Annotated in this window: 15 protein-coding genes; 10 read left to right on the forward strand and 5 right to left on the reverse strand. The window is 55.3% G+C overall.

Annotated features, from left to right (window positions below; genetic code table 11):
* Positions 1-286: 286 nt before the first annotated feature.
* On the reverse strand, positions 287-1,234 hold the full coding sequence (locus ACRBB0_RS06465) for a radical SAM protein (protein WP_431373589.1): 948 nt from the start codon (positions 1,232-1,234) through the stop codon (positions 287-289).
* 181 nt (positions 1,235-1,415) lie between these two features.
* Between ACRBB0_RS06465 and zwf the strand changes: the two genes are divergently transcribed.
* The 3 genes from zwf to pgi are packed head-to-tail and all read left to right on the forward strand — an operon-like array spanning position 1,416 to position 5,126.
* The gene (gene zwf / locus ACRBB0_RS06470; protein ID WP_431373590.1) at positions 1,416-2,870 is read left to right on the forward strand and encodes a glucose-6-phosphate dehydrogenase; all 1,455 of its coding nucleotides are present in this window, start codon (positions 1,416-1,418) and stop codon (positions 2,868-2,870) included.
* A complete protein-coding gene (gene pgl, locus ACRBB0_RS06475; protein ID WP_431373591.1) occupies positions 2,867-3,544 on the forward strand; it encodes a 6-phosphogluconolactonase in 678 nt (225 codons plus the stop codon). The genes zwf and pgl overlap by 4 nt, the downstream gene beginning before the upstream one ends.
* Before the next feature lie 4 nt (positions 3,545-3,548).
* Positions 3,549-5,126 (forward strand): glucose-6-phosphate isomerase, encoded by a 1,578-nt coding sequence (pgi, locus tag ACRBB0_RS06480; RefSeq protein ID WP_431373592.1) that lies wholly within the window; start codon positions 3,549-3,551, stop codon positions 5,124-5,126.
* Between the two features lie 49 nt (positions 5,127-5,175).
* Here pgi and ACRBB0_RS06485 read toward each other — a convergent pair whose 3' ends face one another.
* Entirely contained in the window at positions 5,176-5,598 is a 423-nt protein-coding gene (locus tag ACRBB0_RS06485; protein ID WP_431373593.1) for a cupin domain-containing protein, read from the reverse strand.
* A gap of 83 nt (positions 5,599-5,681) precedes the next feature.
* Between ACRBB0_RS06485 and ACRBB0_RS06490 the strand changes: the two genes are divergently transcribed.
* From ACRBB0_RS06490 to ACRBB0_RS06515, 6 genes are all read left to right on the forward strand, one after another.
* Entirely contained in the window at positions 5,682-6,305 is a 624-nt protein-coding gene (locus ACRBB0_RS06490) for a holin-associated N-acetylmuramidase (protein ID WP_431373594.1), read from the forward strand.
* On the forward strand, positions 6,296-6,847 hold the full coding sequence (locus ACRBB0_RS06495; RefSeq protein ID WP_431373595.1) for a holin family protein: 552 nt from the start codon (positions 6,296-6,298) through the stop codon (positions 6,845-6,847). Before ACRBB0_RS06490 ends, ACRBB0_RS06495 begins: the two co-directional genes overlap by 10 nt.
* An 80-nt stretch (positions 6,848-6,927) precedes the next feature.
* Positions 6,928-8,898, forward strand: a complete 1,971-nt coding sequence (locus ACRBB0_RS06500; protein WP_431373925.1) for a heme lyase CcmF/NrfE family subunit — start codon at positions 6,928-6,930, stop codon at positions 8,896-8,898.
* On the forward strand, positions 8,895-9,362 hold the full coding sequence (locus ACRBB0_RS06505) for a cytochrome c-type biogenesis protein (protein WP_431373596.1): 468 nt from the start codon (positions 8,895-8,897) through the stop codon (positions 9,360-9,362). Before ACRBB0_RS06500 ends, ACRBB0_RS06505 begins: the two co-directional genes overlap by 4 nt.
* Before the next feature lie 183 nt (positions 9,363-9,545).
* Positions 9,546-10,040, forward strand: a complete 495-nt coding sequence (locus tag ACRBB0_RS06510; protein WP_431373597.1) for a DUF2087 domain-containing protein — start codon at positions 9,546-9,548, stop codon at positions 10,038-10,040.
* A gap of 69 nt (positions 10,041-10,109) precedes the next feature.
* A complete protein-coding gene (locus tag ACRBB0_RS06515) occupies positions 10,110-10,886 on the forward strand; it encodes an enoyl-CoA hydratase-related protein (RefSeq protein ID WP_431373598.1) in 777 nt (258 codons plus the stop codon).
* Between the two features lie 65 nt (positions 10,887-10,951).
* Here ACRBB0_RS06515 and ACRBB0_RS06520 read toward each other — a convergent pair whose 3' ends face one another.
* The 3 genes from ACRBB0_RS06520 to gltX form a co-directional block, all read right to left on the reverse strand.
* Positions 10,952-13,132 (reverse strand): hypothetical protein, encoded by a 2,181-nt coding sequence (locus ACRBB0_RS06520; RefSeq protein ID WP_431373599.1) that lies wholly within the window; start codon positions 13,130-13,132, stop codon positions 10,952-10,954.
* Positions 13,133-13,390: 258 nt separating this feature from the next.
* Positions 13,391-14,686 carry a citrate synthase gene (gene gltA / locus ACRBB0_RS06525; RefSeq protein ID WP_431373600.1) on the reverse strand — a complete coding sequence of 432 codons (1,296 nt, stop codon included), beginning with the start codon at positions 14,684-14,686 and terminating at the stop codon, positions 13,391-13,393.
* 88 nt (positions 14,687-14,774) lie between these two features.
* Positions 14,775-16,184: a glutamate--tRNA ligase gene (gltX, locus tag ACRBB0_RS06530; RefSeq protein ID WP_431373601.1), complete on the reverse strand. Its 1,410-nt coding sequence runs from the start codon at positions 16,182-16,184 to the stop codon at positions 14,775-14,777.
* A 109-nt stretch (positions 16,185-16,293) separates the two neighbouring features.
* On the opposite strand from gltX, the gene ACRBB0_RS06535 reads away from it, so the two are divergent.
* Positions 16,294-18,363, forward strand: coding sequence for a ComEC/Rec2 family competence protein (locus ACRBB0_RS06535; RefSeq protein WP_431373602.1), 2,070 nt, complete (start codon positions 16,294-16,296; stop codon positions 18,361-18,363).
* Positions 18,364-18,380: the final 17 nt, after the last annotated feature.

An 18,380-nucleotide genomic window follows, 5' to 3' on the forward strand; every position in this document is an offset into this window, starting at 1 on the left:
TCGCCATATTACCCTTGACCTAGGTGCCTTTATTAGGTCCCGATAGACAGCATTAGTATTAAGGGTTCTGAATGAATATTAGACTTGTTACCTGCAAAAGCTGTAATTACACCAACCGTTTCGGAGTACGCACCTGCAGTTATTGCTTCCAAACCACCAGTTTGTTTAACCGCATTTGGTTTATTCCACTTTTATTGGCGATATTGTGCGCGATCTTTCTGCTTGTGTGAATGATTGTCGTCGTTTTTGGCCGCAGCTCAAGTTTGCGGCCCGACCACGCAGAGCGTCACGCAGAGCAGCTTGCGCCGCCTAAAACACAGAATTTTGAACAATGGGCGTGGTTTAGCGGGACCGATTTTTCAGCCTCCTCTAATGTCTCGCCCATTTCAAACTGGGGATCATAGGGGAGCAATGTGCATGCCAGCACGGTTGGCCGTGAGGCCCCATTGCGTTTCACCACCATCCGCGAAGATGCACACATCACATCATCAGGAGATTTGCCCAAAATCCCCCAGCATTCCGTCGTAATTTCAGGGACTTCGACGGTTTCATCCATTTCGGGGAACAGGACGGTCATACCGGGGTCTTGTGCATCAATTTCAAACCCTTCGCGGTCAAACAACTGGGCAAATCCCAACCGCGATTCGGTTTCACTTTCGGACCACATGGTGCGTCCGGCAATGGCCATTTTAATACCGGCATCACGCAACCACCGCATACCGATCAACGTTTTTTCGAATGCACCGGTGCCACGTTCCTGATCATGATAATGCGCGCTGTGATGATCAACAGAAACGCGCAATGTCAGCTTGCCCGGGAAATCCCGGTTCAGTTCTTGTAGACCGTCTTGGACCCGGCGTCGCATCATCGGCAACATGGCATTGGTCAAGATAAGCACTTCATATCCTGCAGCCAGAGAGACCCGCGTCATGTCGATCATATTGGGGTTCATGAAGGGTTCGCCGCCGGTGAAAGCGATTTCGTGCACGCCCCAATTGCGTTCATCCAATTGGGTTAGGTAATCGCTCACGTCATATGCGGTGAGATAGACCAGACGATCGTTTTCCGGAGAGCTTTCGATGTAGCAATTGGCACAGGTGATATTGCACAGGGTGCCGGTATTGAACCACAGGGTCTGTGGGTTGCTCAGCGCGACACGTGCCCGCTGTTCCCCTTTGGCGGTGATGCCTGGATGTTCGAACTTGCCAAGATTGGCTGTGGCATTGTCTTTCATGGTCGTCCTATGCGCGGTTTGAAACACACCTATTGCCTAAGTTATCACGTGACCAGAGTATGAATATTTCGCTGACGCCATTGTGATGGATCAATTGGATGTTAGACTCCTTTGAAAAGATCGGGTAAACGCGCCGGTGATTGAGTCCGTTAGCGCTAACTATCTCAGGAGAGGCCAAGCCATGGTATCACGCGTCATTCCGGTCGAAAATTTCGACCTTGTTATTTTTGGCGGTACGGGGGATCTGGCCCGCCGCAAAATTCTTCCTGGGTTGTTTCGCCGCTATTGCGCCGGTCAGATCCCAGAAAACGCCCAAATCATCGGCGCCGCCCGGTCGGACGAAGGCGACGAAGGTTTTCGCAAGATCGTGGGCGACGCGATCCGCGAATTTGGCGGGGGGCGTCATTGCGAAGACGGGACGCTGGACAATTTTCTAGAACGTATTCTGTATGTTCGCGTGGATGCCATGGGGGACGACGGCTGGCTTGAGCTGAAAGATCGTCTGCGCAGCGATGTCGTCAAGGCGTTCTATTTCTCGGTTGGGCCAAGCCTGTTTGGGGCATTGGCGGAACGGTTGCGTGGTTTTGGTCTTGCGGATGATGATAGCCGGGTTGTGGTCGAAAAGCCCTTTGGACATGATCTTGAAACCGCGCGGGCCCTGAACAAAACTCTGGCGCAGCATTTTGACGAACATCAGATTTATCGGATTGATCACTATCTGGGCAAGGAAACGGTTCAGAACCTGATGGCGGTTCGGTTTGGGAATATGCTGTTTGAGCCGCTGTGGAACGCGCAATACGTCGATCATATCCAAATCACCGTGGCAGAAACCGTCGATGTCGGCGGGCGCGGTGGTTATTACGACAAATCTGGTGCCATGCGGGACATGGTGCAAAACCATCTGATGCAGTTGCTGTGCTTGATTGCGATGGAGCCTCCTGCGCGGTTCGAACCTGATGCGGTCCGGGACGAAAAGCTCAAAGTTATCCGTGCTTTGGACCCTGTGGATTACCACCACATCGCCCGTGGCCAATATTCGGCAGATGAACACCAGCCGGGGTATCGCGCCCACGTGGGCGATCCGCGTTCAAAAACCGAAAGCTTTGTGGCGCTGAAATGCCATATCTCGAATTGGCGTTGGGCGGGAACACCATTTTATTTACGCACCGGCAAAAAGCTACGTGGACGTGGGTCTGAAATCGCGGTGGTGTTCAAAGATGCGCCGCATTCTATTTTTGGCGATGAAGCCGGTCGGCACAGCAATGTTCTGGCGATCCGACTGCAGCCGGACGAAGGCATGACGCTGGATGTTACGATCAAAGAGCCGGGGCCGGGGGGCATGCGGTTGTTGGATGTTCCGTTGGATATGAGTTTTGCCGAGGCCTTGGGGGATGATGCCGATGAAGTGCCTGACGCGTATGAACGGTTGATTATGGATGTGATCCGGGGCAACCAAACCCTGTTTATGCGCGGCGATGAGGTCGAGGCGGCATGGGCTTGGACTGATCCAATCATTGAAGGCTGGAACCGTCGCGGCGAAGTGCCAAAACCCTATGATGCGGGATCGTCGGGGCCTGAGGATGCATTGATGTTGATGCATCGCGATGGGCGCAAATGGCGGGAGATCAAAGCGTGAATTACGAATTTATCGAATACCCTGACCGGGATATGCTGGCGATTGATTTGGCAAATCAACTGTCTGACGATCTGGAAGAAGCGTTGCATCATGAAGATCGGGTGGCCTTGGCAGTTCCAGGGGGAACGTCACCGGGACCGGTATTTGACGATCTATGTGGCTCGGATCTTGATTGGAGCCGGGTTGACGTGTTGTTGAGCGATGAACGCTGGCTACCTGAGGATCACGAAAGGTCGAATACAAGGCTGTTGCTGCAGCGTTTGTTGGTAAATCGTGCCGCAAACGCCCGATTGCTGCCAATGTATGCCCCCAAACCGACCCCCGAAGAGGTTCTCCCTGAGCTTGAAAGCAACATATCGCCGGAATTGCCATTGGCGGTTGTGCTTCTTGGCATGGGGGAAGACATGCATACTGCGTCGCTTTTTCCTGAGGCGGATCGTCTTGAAGAAGCCCTTTTGCCAGGGGCCCCGATTTTGGTTCCGATGCGCGCACCCGGTGCACCCGAACCGCGCATCACTCTCTCGGCCCGAGTTCTTGACGGCGCGTTGCGCAAACATGTTTTGATCTTTGGCGCGGCCAAACGGGCGGCATTGGAAAATGCCAAAGGAAAATCAATTTTTGAGGCACCAATAAATGCGGTGCTGAACGGAGCCAAAGTCCATTGGGCGGAGTGAATTTATGTGGATTGACCTGAAGAACCACGCCGCACGCGTTGCGGATCGGCGTATCGAAGACCTGTTTGAAGATCAAAACCGGGCAGGGGCCTTTAGCACCACGGCCTTGGGTATGCTGTTTGACTATTCCAAAACGCAACTGGATGGGGATGTTTTGGACACGCTGTTCGCTTTGGTTCGTGCCTCTGAGGTCGAGACCCGTCGCGATGCAATGTTTGCCGGTGAGAAAATCAATGAAACCGAAGGGCGCGCGGTTTTGCATACGGCTTTGCGCAATCTCGACGGGGGGGCGGTTGAGGTCGATGGAGCCGATGTCATGCCTGAGGTTTTGGCGACATTGGACCGGATGGAGGCCTTGGCCGAAGACATCCGGGCCGGTGAGATCACCGATGTGGTCAATATCGGCATTGGCGGGTCAGATCTTGGCCCGGTGATGGGGGTGCTTGCGCTTGCCCCGTATCATGACGGTCCGCGCTGTCACTTTGTTTCGAACGTTGATGGTGCCGATATTGCTGATACGTTGCGTGGCTGTGATCCGGCGCGCACCTTGTTTATTGTGGCTTCCAAGACCTTTACCACCATCGAAACCATGACAAATGCCCGGACGGCCAAGGCCTGGCTCGCGGATAAGGGCGTGTCCGGTGATGGACGCTTTGTTGCCCTGAGTTCAAACGTCGCTGGAGCGGCGGAATTTGGTATTCCATCAGAGCGGGTGTTTGGGTTTGAAGACTGGGTTGGCGGGCGTTACTCGATGTGGGGGCCGATTGGCCTGTCGATGATGATCGCCATCGGAGGCACGGCGTTCCGGGCGTTTTTGCGCGGCGGCCAAGCGATGGACCTGCATTTCAAAAACGCAGATCTGCGGGAAAACCTGCCGGTGTTGCTTGCTTTGGTTGGGGTTTGGCACAATCAGGGTATGGGCTATGGCAGCCGGGCGGTTCTTCCGTATGACAACCGATTGATGCGTCTGCCAGCCTATCTTCAGCAGCTTGAGATGGAAAGTAACGGCAAAAGCGTCGGCATGGATGGTGCCGATTTGCCGGTGCAATCTGGACCAGTTGTTTGGGGGGAGCCGGGGACAAATGGCCAGCACGCATTTTACCAGTTGATCCACCAAGGAACGGCCGTTGTACCGTGCGAATTCCTAGTTGCAGCGGATGGTCATGAGCAAGACCTCAGGCATCACCATCACCTGTTGGTGGCCAATTGTTTGGCGCAATCCGAAGCCTTGATGCGTGGTCGCACCTTAGACGAAGCCCGGGCGAAAGTGGCGGATAAGTTTGAAGGTGATGAGCTGGAACGGCAGGCGCGCCACCGGGTATTTCCGGGCAATCGGCCATCGACCACATTGATCTATGAGAAGCTTGACCCCGAAACCTTGGGCAAGATTATCGCGCTTTATGAGCACCGGGTGTTTGTCGAAGGCGTTATTCTGGGCATCAATTCTTATGACCAATGGGGCGTGGAGCTTGGCAAAGAGCTGGCGACCGCTTTGGGGCCGCTGGTGACCAAGGACGCGCCGGTTGACGGAAAAGATGGCTCTACGGCTCAGCTGTTGGACTTTGTGCACCGCCACGCGTGATAGAGGCATCGAAAACGAAATAGGGCGTGCCATTTCGGTGCGCCCTTTTTTATGGAATATCAAATCCCGGTTCAGCCATTTCAAAGCCGCTAAACTGAAAAGCTGGCGAGACAGTACAGCCAACCAACGTCCAGTCGCCCGTGGTTTTGGCTGCTTGCCAATGGTCTTTGTCGACAATGAGTTGCGGGGATTGATCGGCAAGCAGATCTGGCCCGAGCGTGGCATCTTCGCGTGGCCCTTTATCTGTCGCGGAGCGAGACAGGATCAGCGGCGCACCTGCATAATAATGCCAGATCTCAACCGCATCCACCCGGTGCCAGCGGCTTTGCTCACCTGCTTTGAGCAGAAAATAGATGCAGGTGCCGGCTGGTCTTTGGTCATCGTCTCCTTGGGCGATCCAAGTCTGGCGAAAATGCCCGCCTTCGGGGTGAGGAGCCAGATTTAGCTTGGCGATAATTTCATCTGCGGTCATCGAGCGTACGCTCCTCTCAAGATTGGTTAAGAAACCAGGGTCACCCTGACGCCGTCAATAACCGCTTCGAGCAGGAGGCACAAATGGCGGCAATACAAAATGGCATTCGGCATATGGCCGAGGAAATCGTTGCCCGCGAGGGTGGCTATGTAAACGATCCCGATGATCCCGGTGGGGCGACAAAATACGGTGTGACCATTCACACCATGCGCCGTCTCGGGATTGACTTGGATGGCAATGGCAAGATCACTGCCGAAGATGTGAAACGTCTGAGCCGCAACAAAGCGGTTGAGATCTTTTTGCAGCACTATTTCTTGAGCCCGCGCATCGCAGAGCTTCCGTCTGTGCTACACGAAACCGTGTTTGACATGTATGTCAATGCGGGCGGGAACGCAGTGAAAATATTGCAACGACTGCTACGTGAAATGGGCGAAGATGTGTCTGTTGATGGCGCGATTGGGCCGCAGACCATCGCAGCCTGCGCCCGTGCAAATGCAAAAGCCCCTGATCATATCGCCGATGCATATGGAATCGCCCGACGCAATTACTATTTCAATATCGCTGACAGGCGGCCGGCCAGCCGCAAATATGCCCGCACCAGAGCAGGCGGCAAAGGGGGCTGGATCAAAAGGGCGGAGGAATTCATTTCCAAACGTTACCATTTGTCGGACGCACAATTTGCGCAACGGGTGTCGTCATGGGGGTGATCGAACGTATTTTGGGTGTGATTTTTGGCGGTGGTCGGAATGTTGTTGCTGAAACGGCGGAAGTGTTTCGGGTGAATAGCGAAGCTGATGCCGCCCGCAATCATGACTTGCGCAGTTCGGCGCTGCAGCAATTTGGCCAAGAGTTCAAAGTTGTCCGGCGCGGTTGGTTTGACCGGTTTATGGACGCGCTTAACCGCGTGCCGCGTCCGGCTATGGCCTTGGGAACCCTGGGGTTGTTTGTGGCCGCGATGGTTGATCCGGTTTGGTTTGCGGCGCGTATGGCCGGGATCGCTTTGGTGCCAGAGCCGCTTTGGTGGTTGCTTGGCGCGATCGTCAGTTTCTACTTTGGGGCCCGTCATCAATCCAAAGGACAGGATTTTCAACGTGAACTGGCCGCAACCATGGCTGCTGTTCCGCAGGTCGTCAAAACGGTTCGCGATGTGCAAGCATTGCGCGATAAGCCAGAAGAAGAACCGTCAGAATTGGAGCCCGAAAGCTCTGATAATCCGGCTTTGGCCGATTGGAAAGCGACCCGCCATTAACCATGGCACGCGACAAAGTGAACAGGGCTGTGTGACATAAGTCATTGGACCAGGGATTTGATCTGCGTATAACCACGCGTATGATAACAGAGCTTGGCCACTTCACCCTGATCCTCGCCTTTATGGTTGCCATCGTCCAGGCGGTTGTACCATTGATTGGCGCCCAAAAACGTCTGCCCGGCTGGATGGCCGTCGCGGAACCCGCTGCCACCACACAGTTTGTGCTGGTGGCAGCGTCCTTTGCTGCCCTTACATATGCCTTTGTCGTTTCCGATTTTTCGGTAAAGCTGGTGTATCTCAACAGCCATTCCAGCAAACCAATGCTGTATAAAATCAGCGGCGTTTGGGGGAATCACGAAGGATCAATGCTCCTTTGGGTGCTCATCCTCGCTTTATTCGGCGCGATGGCAGCCTGGTTCGGAGACAACCTCCCGCCGACACTGCGCGCCCGAGTTCTTTCGGTCCAGGCTGCGGTTGGTGTCGCGTTTTATGGGTTTATCTTGTTCACCTCGAACCCGTTTTTGCGCCTTGATGTGGTGCCGTTGAACGGCCAAGATCTTAACCCATTGCTACAAGACCCCGGCCTCGCCTTTCATCCGCCGTTTTTGTATCTCGGCTACGTGGGGCTTAGCATCTGCTTTAGTTTTGCGGTTGCCGCTCTGATTGAAGGCCGGGTTGATGCGGCCTGGGGCCGATGGGTGCGCCCTTGGACGTTGATCTCTTGGGTGTTTTTGACCATCGGCATCGCGCTTGGATCATGGTGGGCCTATTACGAACTTGGCTGGGGCGGATTTTGGTTCTGGGACCCGGTTGAAAACGCGTCCTTTATGCCTTGGCTCTTTGCAGCTGCTCTGTTGCATTCCGCGATTGTTGTGGAAAAGCGCGAGGCCTTGAAAAGCTGGACAATCCTGCTGGCGATCATGGCATTTAGCTTCTCGCTCATCGGAACATTCATTGTCCGCTCGGGCGTTTTGACATCGGTTCATGCCTTTGCGACCGACCCAGAGCGCGGTGTGTTCATTCTCGCCATTCTGGTCTTCTTCACCGGTGGCGCATTGACCTTGTTCGCAGGCCGGGCCAGCGCCATGGAGGCCAAGGGCGTTTTTGGCGTCGTTAGTCGCGAAAGCGCCTTGGTGGCCAATAACATCTTGCTTGCTGTGGCAAGTCTGGTGGTTTTTGTCGGAACCATGTGGCCGCTGGTGGCTGAAATGGCCTTTGATCGCAAATTGTCGGTGGGTGCGCCTTTCTTTAACGCTGCCTTCACACCCTTTATGGTCGTCCTCGGCGTCTTGCTGCCTTTTGGCTCGATGTTGAGCTGGAAGCGCGGGCGGTCAGGGCGGCTTGTCAAACAGCTGGCGCCGGCCTTTATGTTGGCGGTTGCTCTTGGTGGCTTGGTTTGGGCTATGCAGACCGGAAAAACCATGCTGGGCCCTGTAGGGGTTTTCCTTGGGGCGTGGTTGGTATCTGGGGCGGTGATCGATCTGTTCAGCAAAACCGGCAAGAAACGGGATTTGTCGCGCCTGATGCGGCTGCCGCGTGCCGATTGGGGCAAAGCCGTGGCCCATGGCGGGTTGGGTATCACTATGTTGGGCATTGCCGGTCTTATGGCGTGGGAACAAGAACGCGTTCTTGTCGCCCAAATCGACGAACCGTTCTCCGTTGGGCAGTTTGAATTCATCCTGCACGGTGTCGATACTGTTCAGGGGCCTAACTATATGTCTGATATGGCGGATGTCAGCGTTTGGAAGGGCGGGACCGAGATTGTTCGTGTTTACCCAGAAAAGCGCAGCTATCCGGTTCAGCAGATGCCAACCACCGAGGCGGCGATTGATTACCGCTTCTTGCGTGACGTCTATGTTGTGATTGGTGACGCGCAGGCCGATGGCGGCTATGTGATGCGCATCTATATCAAGCCACTGGCCAACTGGATTTGGGCGGGCTGCATTTTGATGGCTCTGGGCGGTTTGCTAAGCCTGTCTGATCGGCGTTACCGCGTCGCAGCAGGCGCACGCAAGGCAACAGCCATCAGCAGCGGGGTACCTGCGGAATGACCTGGCTCAAATCGATCTTGACCGCAGTGATTCTGGCGCTTGTGGCGCTCCCTTCTGGGGCCGTACAGCCGGATGAAATGCTGGCTGATCCGGCACTGGAACAACGTGCGCGGGACATTTCGGCCGGGTTGCGCTGTCTTGTTTGTCAAAATGAAAGCATCGACGAATCCAACGCCTCTCTGGCGCGTGATTTGCGCCTGTTGGTGCGTGAGCGGATCATGGCGGGCGATGACAATGATCAGGTTGTTGACTATGTGGTCGCGCGTTACGGCGAATTTGTGCTGCTTCAGCCCACCACTGGCGGCTGGAACTGGTTGCTTTGGGCGACTGGGCCGTTGGGGCTGATCTTTGCGCTGATCGTTGCGGCGTTCTATCTTCGGGGCCGGTCACGGGCCACGGCTCAGGCTGATCCGGGGCTGAGCGATGACGAACAAGCCCGCTTGGACGAAATCCTGAAAAGCTAACGTTGCGGCCCCTGATGGGGGCTGCTACATATCGGGGCAGGGGTGACAGGAACCCTAGGCACCGCCACTTGCTAAACCTGTCGTTTCTCTCAGTGTTTCCCTGATTTTTCGGGCGATACCTCTGGACAAGGGCGGTCATCCTTCCCAAATCATGGGTTCGGTATCGTCAAGTCGGAGGGAAAGATGACCCGTGAGACGATCACACTTGAGATCAAGGATCTTAAGAAATTTGCGCAAATCCTGCGCACTGAGCTGCCGCACAAGCCAAGCCATGTCGAAACCCTGAGCCTTGTGGCGCGGGCGGCTGGTTATCGCAACTTTCAACATCTGCGGGCGCAAAACACGCCGCAACCCCAGGCCGATGCCAAATTGGTGGCACGGGCGCATGAGCATTTTGACCCACAAGGGCAGCTGATCCGGTGGCCCGGTAAGACGCGTATCCAAGCGCTATGTCTTTGGGTTCTATGGGCGCGCTTGCCAGCCCGTGCCGTCATGACCGAGCGCCAAATCAGCGCGCGGATAGACGATATGACCTTGTTTCATGACGCGGCACAAATCAGGCGCGGGATGGTCGAACACCGCCTTGTTGGACGAAACCTTGATGGGTCGGCCTATGAACGCATCGAACAAGCGCCACCGCCTGAAGCGCGCGCATTGATCGCCAAACTGGTGCCGTGACGCGGGGTTTCGCTTTGCCATTTCCCTGTCTTCAGTATTTGATACAGCCACCAGGCTAACGGAGTTCCCATGAAATACGACACGATCACCTATGCTGTCGAAGACGACATCGCGACGATTGCGATCAATCGCCCTGACGTCATGAATGCGTTGAGCACGCAAATGCGCGCCGAACTGGCCGATGCCTTTACCCGCGGCGGCAAAGAGGCCCGCGTGGTGGTTTTGACCGGGAATGGCAAAGCGTTTTGTTCAGGTCAGGACTTAGGGGATGGTAAGAACATTGCTCAGCTTGATCTGCAACGAACGTTGAATGACGAATATGTGCCCATGTTGCGCGCCATCTATGAATGCCCCGTGCCGACTATTGCGGCCGTCAATGGTGCTGCGGCGGGGGCAGGGGCGAACCTTGCCTTGGCGGCGGATGTGGTAATCGCCACCGAAAGCGCCTATTTCCTGCAAGCCTTTAGCAAGATTGGTCTGATCCCGGATGCGGGTGGAACATGGTTCTTGCCACGTCAGATTGGTCTGGCCAAAGCGATGGGCAAGGCGCTGTTTGCAGAAAAGATCAGCGCCCGGCAAGCCGATGAATGGGGCATGATTTGGGAAGCGGTTCCAGATGGCGAGTTTGAGATCATCTGGAAGGCACGCGCGGCCCATCTGGCCAATGGACCGACCTTGTCCTATGCGCGGATCAAACAGGCGATGCGGGCCTCTTATGACAATACGCTCGAAGATCAGCTGTCGCTTGAGGCAACGCTGCAGGGCCAATGTGGCAAGTCGCGTGACTTTATGGAAGGCGTCATGGCCTTTCTCGACAAGCGCAAACCGGAATACGAAGGGCGTTAAGCCGGGCTTTCGATCAAAAAAAGGGCGCGGAATTCCGCGCCCTTTGTCGTTGGTATTGAACAAGATTATGCGTAATCGTCGACCATTTGCGCCGGATCATCTGCAACGTCACTTTCATCTGCAATCCCGTCCGGGTTTTGCGGATCAAAGTCTTTCATCAGATCATCATAGGTCACCAGATACTGGCCGCAGTCAGCATCATCAGACGCCGTGGCGTAGCAAAGATCATCAACCGCGCCAGACCCTGCCAAGGTGACCTGCATTGATGACACGCCATCCACTGCGATGTCGATCTGCTGGTTGGAATTGTCACCGGCGCTTGGGATCGCGATTGAATCGATCAGCTCGCCATCTGCATCGTACAAGTCAATGGCACCGCCTTCTTCTTCGATATCCAGCACGTTGAGGCTCACAACGTCGGTGGGGGCGTCAAAATCAAAGGTGATCGTGCCGCCGCTCGCGTTGTCATCGGCGTCCGATGCGTCATTGTCTTCGGAAATGATGATCGCATTGCCTTGATTGGCATAGCTCAGATCGCTGTCACCACCAGTTGGGTTGGCCGTGTCAAAGATCATTGCATCATTTTCGCTGGCCGCATCATCACCGGCCCGTTGTGCGGTGACGCTAAAGCCATCGAATTGCAACGCCGCGGTGTCACCCGCTGTTGCGACTTCGAATTCTTCGCAAGTCTCGCTTGCGTGATCATCGTCGCCTTCGGTGGTTTCGGTGACGCGCACCTCAAGATTGTCGAGGCGCAGAATCTCGTCGTTGGCGGAAATGTCGGATACCAAACGGAACTGGACGTTTTCGTTGGCCCCATCCAGAACACCGCCGGAATAGGTCAACGTGGTCATGTCGCCGTCAAAAGTCTGACCAGTTTGATCGCCAACCATGGCTGTCCGGGCATCATTGACGCGGTATTCGTCAAGCAGCACCCAATCGCCACCATCAATCTGAACTTCGACGCGCAGGCTGTCGGAATAGCAACCGCTGTTCTCAAAATTGCCGATGTTCACGGCCTGAGCATCCAGGCTGAACTCTACCGGGCCGTCGGTGGCAACTTCGGCAAGCTCAACACGGCCATCATTGTAACCATTGGTGAACAGCGCCTCTTGGTCCACATCCCAGCGACCACTGGACACAATGGCGTCTGAGGCAGAGGGGGTGTGCTCATCAACAAAATCTTCGCTGAGCGCGCTGACCATGGTCGACGTTTCGCCGGTCGCAGGGACATCTACCGCCTCTGTGGTGGTCACCTGGACATCATCCAGGTAGATACGTTCGTTGCAGGCGGAAATGTCGGACACGATGCGGAATTCAGCCGTGCCATCGACAGAGTCGAGTACGCCGCCGGAGTAGGTGAGGGTGCTGCTGTCACCGCTAAAGGTCTGGCCCGATTGGTCACCGACCAAGGCGGTTCCAGAGTCGTTGACCATAAAGGTATCGAGTGTCTGCCACTCACCATTGTCGAGCCGAACCTGAACTTCGAGGCTATCTGCATAGCGACCGGAGTTTTCGAATTCATGAACATTCTGAGCACGGGCGTCAAAGCTGAAGGTTACTGGTCCGTCGCTCTCGACGGCGGCCAATTGCAGATCACCATCCCAATAGCCGTTGGTCATCAGCTCGCCATGGGCACTTCTAAAGTCATTTTCGATGATGTTGTTATTGGTGTGGCCTGAATGGTGTCCCCAAGCCAGATCCTCCATGTTTTCGTCGATGGCGGTGACGGTCTCATAAACCGTTGCGGAATCGTCTCCGCTGTTGCCTGTCCCACCAGTAAGCGCGATGCCTGCGCCATTGTCGCTGTTGACCACAGCGGTCAGGTTGCTCAGGTCGATACTATCGGCGGTCAGGTTTGAATCTCCGCCATCAATATAGAATGTCAGCGTTGCCTCATCGACGTCTCCGCCCGATGACCATGGCTCGGTGCCAAATTCGAGACGCACATCATAAGGCTCCTGAATTTGAGCGCCGTTATCCATCTGGTTCATGGTGCCGCTGGCAACGGTGAAGCCGGTCACGTTTTCGCCGTTCGACCCGACGCTTTCATCAAAATCAGGATAGATCGTCAGCTCGGACGCATCGACATCATCTGCCAAGTTGAAAAACAACGCGTCCAGATCAGTTGTTTCCGGGTTCTCGGTGGAAACGCGCATGAACAAATTGCCATTATCTTCGATAATCGTAACGCGTACCTGGGGATCGCAGCCCAAAAGGACTTCGGTTGGGGAGGATGTGGCCATCAGCTAGCTCCTGCTAAATCGCAAACTGTGAAAATTCGACCAATTCATGCCGAAACCTGTTCGAAATTGCGCCTTTTATAGCGGAAACAATCCGTTTCAGCCCCAGTCTTGCCACATTTGGCCAGGGGGGCGCTGGCTCTGCCAAACAATGACCAACTCGGCCAAATATTGTTTCCAATAACTTTGGCAACATTTGGGCACAAAAAAAACCGACCCCTTTGCAGGGGCCGGGTTTCAATGTCACGAATCGTTAAGGGCTTAACGGTTTTCGATGTTCGAATAGTCGCGCTCGGTTTCACCGAGGTAAAGCTGACGTGGACGGCCAATTTTATGCGCCGGATCTGACAGCTGTTCTTTCCACTGCGAAATCCATCCCACAGTCCGCGACAGGGCAAAGATCGGAGTGAACATCGACGTTGGGAAACCCATCGCTTCAAGGATGATACCAGAATAGAAATCAACGTTCGGGAACAGCTTTTTCTCGGCGAAATAGGGATCGGCCAGAGCAGCGGCTTCCAAGGCTTTGGCAGTTGCCAAAACCGGGTTGTTTTCGACGCCCAGCAGGTCAAGAACTTCGTCAGCGGACTGTTTCATAACAGTCGCGCGTGGATCAAAGTTTTTGTAAACGCGGTGACCAAAGCCCATCAGACGGAAAGGATCATTCTTGTCTTTGGCGCGGGCAATGAACTCAGGGATATTCTCGGGCGAGCCGATTTCCTTGAGCATTTCAAGGCAGGCTTGGTTGGCACCGCCATGGGATGGCCCCCACAGGCAAGCAATACCAGCGGCAATACAGGCGAACGGGTTGGCACCCGAAGACGAAGCCAAACGAACGGTAGATGTCGAAGCGTTCTGTTCGTGATCTGCATGCAGTGTAAAGATCCGGTCCATCGCACGGGCGATGATCGGGTCGACGACATATTCTTCGGCAGGAACTGCAAAGCACATGTGGATAAAGTTCGCAGCATAATCCAGGTCGTTGCGCGGATACACAAACGGCTGACCAACCGAATATTTGTAGGCCATCGCCGCGATGGTCGGCATTTTCGCAATCAGGCGGTGCGAGGCGATTTCGCGCTGAACCGGATCAGAAATGTCGGTGCTGTCATGATAGAAGGCAGACATCGCACCAACCACGCCAACCATGGTCGCCATCGGATGCGCATCGCGGCGGAACCCGCGAAAGAAGTTGTGCATCTGCTCGTGGATCATCGTGTGATTGGTGATGGTGTTTTCGAACTTTTCTAGCTCAGCCGCCGAAGGAAGCTCACCATAAAGCATCAAATAGCACACTTCGAGATAATGCGATTTTTCTGCCAGTTGGTCGATTGGATACCCACGGTGCAACAGCTCACCCTTGCCGCCATCAATAAAGGTGATGGTGCTGTCACAGCTCGCGGTGGAGGTGAAGCCCGGGTCATAGGTGAACACGCCTGCTTGGGCGTAGAGCTTACGGATATCAAGCACATCCGGGCCAGCCGTCGGCGAATGGATCGGCAAATCATAGTTTTGCCCATCAATGGTCAGCGTCGCGGTTTTGGTCGTATCAGCCATGCGTGTTTTCCCTTGTTCTCGAACGTGGGCGGGCCACTTCTGCGGCCCGCAGTCTTTTTGTCTTGGGAAAGGCCGACACGAAATTCGGTCAGCTGTCTCCCCCGTTTGCGGCCTGGGTCAACCGATCAAGGCTGATCTCCTGGCCAAGCACGAGCATCATATCAAAGACGCTCGGAGTGGCAGCTCGGCCTGCCAATGCCGCCCTCAATGGGCCAGCCAGCTTGCCGAATTTCATGCCATTTTCTTCTGCAAAGCGGTTCAATGCCGCCTCAAGTTCATCCCGCGTCCAGCTAACATTTTGCAGCTGCGGCGTCAACGCGTTCAGTATACCACGGGATACCGCATCCAGGTTCTTGGCAGCCTTCTCCTCAACATCGACTGCACCGTCGATCAGCGCAAAGTGTGCTTTTTCAAGGAGTTCCGGGAGTGTTTTGGCCCTTTCCTTGAGGCAATATAGCGCGGCGTTCAGCCGCTGTGACTGAACGTCTGTCAAAGCTGGCAAACCCACAGCCTCACGATAAGTCACAATTTCATGCAGCAACGCAGCATCGTCAGCCACTGCAATATGTTGTCCACAGATATTCTCCAACTTCTTAAAGTCAAATCGAGCGGGTGATTTGCCGATTCCATCGGTCCCGAACCACTCCTTTGCCTGATCATCCGTAAAGAATTCGTCATCACCGTGGCTCCATCCGAGCCGGGCAAGGTAGTTTCGCATGCCAGCAGAGGGGTATCCCATCGCCTGATATTCCTCAACTCCGAGCGCGCCATGGCGTTTGGACAGCTTCTTGCCATCGGGGCCGTGGATCAACGGAATATGCGCATAAACCGGCAGATCCCAGCCCATCGCCGTGTAGATGCCCATTTGGCGTGCGGCATTGTTCAGGTGATCGTCACCGCGAATAACGTGGGTCACCCCCATATCATGATCATCTACGACAACGGCCAGCATGTAGACAGGCGTGCCATCGGAACGTAACAGAACCATGTCATCCAGATTCTCATTCTTGATCCGAACCCGGCCCTGAACCTCATCATTGATTACGGTTTCGCCGTCCTGAGCGGATTTCAAACGCACAACATAAGGCTCATTCGGGTAAGTTTCGGCAGGCGCATCGCGCCAAGGGCTTTGGAAATGCGTCGATTTGCCTTCGGCGCGCGCAGTTTCGCGAAAGGCTTCGATCTCATCCTGAGTTGAGAAGCATTTGTAGGCCGCACCTTTGGATAACAATTCATGCGCGACTTCGGCATGACGATCCGCGCGATCAAACTGGCTTATGACCTCTCCGTCAAAGTCCAGACCCAGCCAATCCATCCCCTTGAGAATGGCCGCGCTGGCTTCTGGGGTCGAACGGCTGCGATCGGTGTCTTCGATCCGCAAAAGGAATTTTCCGCCTCGGCCACGGGCATAGAGCCAATTGAAAAGCGCCGTACGCGCGCCGCCAATATGCAGGTAGCCAGTGGGCGAAGGGGCAAAACGGGTCACGACTGCAGTCATTTTGGTTAACCTTATGCTAACAGGGAAAGGAGTATCTTTGAGCTGTTCCTTAAACACAGGTCCGGCTTAGGGCAAGCGATGCTCAAGGCCGCGCCGCGACAAGGCGAGCATGGCACAGGCCCTTCACATGATGGCCGCGGTGTTGCTTAGGCAGCGTGGGCATCTATTCCCTTGGTCCCCGGTTTTCTTGGCCGTGGGAATTGGCAGCTATTTTTCGTTAAGATCCGAACCCGCGTCTTTGGTTCTTGTGCTGTTCGGCATCACGGGTCTGGCTTTGGTTGTTCTGAACGGTCGGGCGGGACCGGTTGCCGGGCCTTTGATCGCGGCCATCGGTTTGGCAACGCTTGGGTTTTCACTTGCCGGCGCACGTGCGCACATGGTTGCGGGGCCGGTTCTCGACTTTCGATATTATGGCCCGATTGAAGGTCGCATTGTTGGGATAGATCGCTCGGGCTCTGACGCGGTACGCCTGACGCTTGATCGGGTGGTGTTGGAACGAATGGATCCAGACGACACCCCCAAGCGAGTCAGAGTATCTTTGCATGGAAAACAGGGGTTTACTGAGCCACAGCCCGGTGCAGTAATCATTTTGACCGGACATTTGTCGCCCCCCAGTGGTGCGGTCGAACCCGGCGGTTTTGATTTCCGTCGCCATGCTTGGTTCTTGAAGCTGGGAGGCGTCGGCTATACCCGCAGTCCGGTGCTTTTGCTCGATCATCCCGGCAAGGGGCAGGTGCTTTTCAAGGCGCGAATGTGGTTGTCTGCGCGGGTTCAAAGCCGGCTTGGTGGTGAAACAGGGGCTTTTGCTGCGGCCTTAATGACCGGCGATCGCTCCGGGATGGGGCAAGAGACGTTGCGCACCTTACGCGCCACCAATCTCGCCCATCTCTTGGCCATTTCCGGCCTGCATATGGGGTTGCTTGCTGGTTTTGTCTTCACTGCGTTGCGTCTTGGATTGCTTTTGATCCCGCATGCGCGCCACAACTGGCAGGTCAAAAAGATCGCTGCCGCCGGAGCTTTGTTGGCGGCACTGGGCTATTTATCCTTGTCTGGGGGCAGCGTCGCGACCCAACGGGCGTTTATTATGGCAGCCGCAGCATTAACGGCCCTGATGCTTGATCGGCGGGCATTGTCCTTACGCAGCGTTGCGATGGCGGCGCTGATCGTCCTCATTTTCCGGCCCGAAGCCCTGGTTTCGCCTGGATTTCAGATGTCCTTCGCCGCAACAACCGCATTAATAACTGTGTTTGAGCAGATCACAATTTGGCAACAAGGGCGCCAGATACCTCGTTGGTTCGCTCCTGTGATGGGGTTGGTAGTTTCCTCGGCCGTGGCTGGCGCAGCGACGGCTCCGGTCGGAATGGCCCACTTCAATATGCTTTCGCAATACGGGTTGGTCGCAAATTTACTGTCCGTGCCGGTGATGGGGGCAGTCGTGGTTCCCATGGCCGTTTTGGCCGCGATTCTTATGCCGTTCGGTCTTGATTGGATCGCGCTTGAATTGATGGCCCTTGGGTTGGACTGGATTTTGGCTGTCGCACAATGGGTCGCGAGTTGGGAGGGGGTGACCCGTGCGGTGGTTGCACCCGACGGCAGTGTTCTGCCGCTTTTGGCCATTGGCGGGTTAATTCTATGCCTGTGGCGCGGGATCGGGCGTTTGGTGGGTTTGGCCCCTGCCGCACTCGCTGTGGTCCTTTGGATGCAGACAGAACGCCCGGCGCTATTGGTGTCAGACACGGGCACCCTGGTGGGGGTCATGACCCAAGATGGGCGAGCGTTGTCGCGTCCCAAAGGGGCGGGGTTTGTTGCCGAAAACTGGCTTGAAAACGATGGCTATGCCGGAACCCAACAGCAAGCCGCAGAGCGTTGGCCGGGCGTGATCGAATCCCGCGTGGCCACCGCGCACATTGGACGGAAACAAGTGATTCACCTACAGGGGAAACGCGCAATAGCAACGTTAGAAACCTGTTCCCGCGATCAAATCGTTATCGCTAGCGCCAAAGCCAGACCCAAAGGCGGTTGTGACGTTTTGGACCCGACCAAGCTCAGGCAAACCGGGTCTGTGGCCTTTTGGCAGACCGAAGACGGGTTGCAAATGATCACAGCCCGTCAGCTGTCAGGTCATAGATTGTGGCACGGGGCTGAGCAGGAGCCCCAACGCCTTGCAGACGTGCGATAACAGAACCGACACCAAAA

This window comes from Pelagimonas sp. (assembly GCF_050633425.1).
Lineage (GTDB): Bacteria > Pseudomonadota > Alphaproteobacteria > Rhodobacterales > Rhodobacteraceae > Pelagimonas.

Excerpts from the sequence above, each read along its gene's own strand:
- ACRBB0_RS06535 (WP_431373602.1), top strand. The coding sequence starts at position 16,294 with ATGGCACAGGCCCTTCACATGATGGCCGCGGTGTTGCTTAGGCAGCGT.
- pgi (WP_431373592.1), top strand. The coding sequence starts at position 3,549 with ATGTGGATTGACCTGAAGAACCACGCCGCACGCGTTGCGGATCGGCGT.
- ACRBB0_RS06465 (WP_431373589.1), bottom strand. The coding sequence starts at position 1,234 with ATGAAAGACAATGCCACAGCCAATCTTGGCAAGTTCGAACATCCAGGC.
- ACRBB0_RS06510 (WP_431373597.1), top strand. The coding sequence starts at position 9,546 with ATGACCCGTGAGACGATCACACTTGAGATCAAGGATCTTAAGAAATTT.
- gltA (WP_431373600.1), bottom strand. The coding sequence starts at position 14,686 with ATGGCTGATACGACCAAAACCGCGACGCTGACCATTGATGGGCAAAAC.
- zwf (WP_431373590.1), top strand. The coding sequence starts at position 1,416 with ATGGTATCACGCGTCATTCCGGTCGAAAATTTCGACCTTGTTATTTTT.
- ACRBB0_RS06520 (WP_431373599.1), bottom strand. The coding sequence starts at position 13,132 with ATGGCCACATCCTCCCCAACCGAAGTCCTTTTGGGCTGCGATCCCCAG.
- ACRBB0_RS06485 (WP_431373593.1), bottom strand. The coding sequence starts at position 5,598 with ATGACCGCAGATGAAATTATCGCCAAGCTAAATCTGGCTCCTCACCCC.
- ACRBB0_RS06500 (WP_431373925.1), top strand. The coding sequence starts at position 6,928 with ATGATAACAGAGCTTGGCCACTTCACCCTGATCCTCGCCTTTATGGTT.
- ACRBB0_RS06495 (WP_431373595.1), top strand. The coding sequence starts at position 6,296 with ATGGGGGTGATCGAACGTATTTTGGGTGTGATTTTTGGCGGTGGTCGG.
- ACRBB0_RS06490 (WP_431373594.1), top strand. The coding sequence starts at position 5,682 with ATGGCGGCAATACAAAATGGCATTCGGCATATGGCCGAGGAAATCGTT.
- ACRBB0_RS06515 (WP_431373598.1), top strand. The coding sequence starts at position 10,110 with ATGAAATACGACACGATCACCTATGCTGTCGAAGACGACATCGCGACG.
- gltX (WP_431373601.1), bottom strand. The coding sequence starts at position 16,184 with ATGACTGCAGTCGTGACCCGTTTTGCCCCTTCGCCCACTGGCTACCTG.
- ACRBB0_RS06505 (WP_431373596.1), top strand. The coding sequence starts at position 8,895 with ATGACCTGGCTCAAATCGATCTTGACCGCAGTGATTCTGGCGCTTGTG.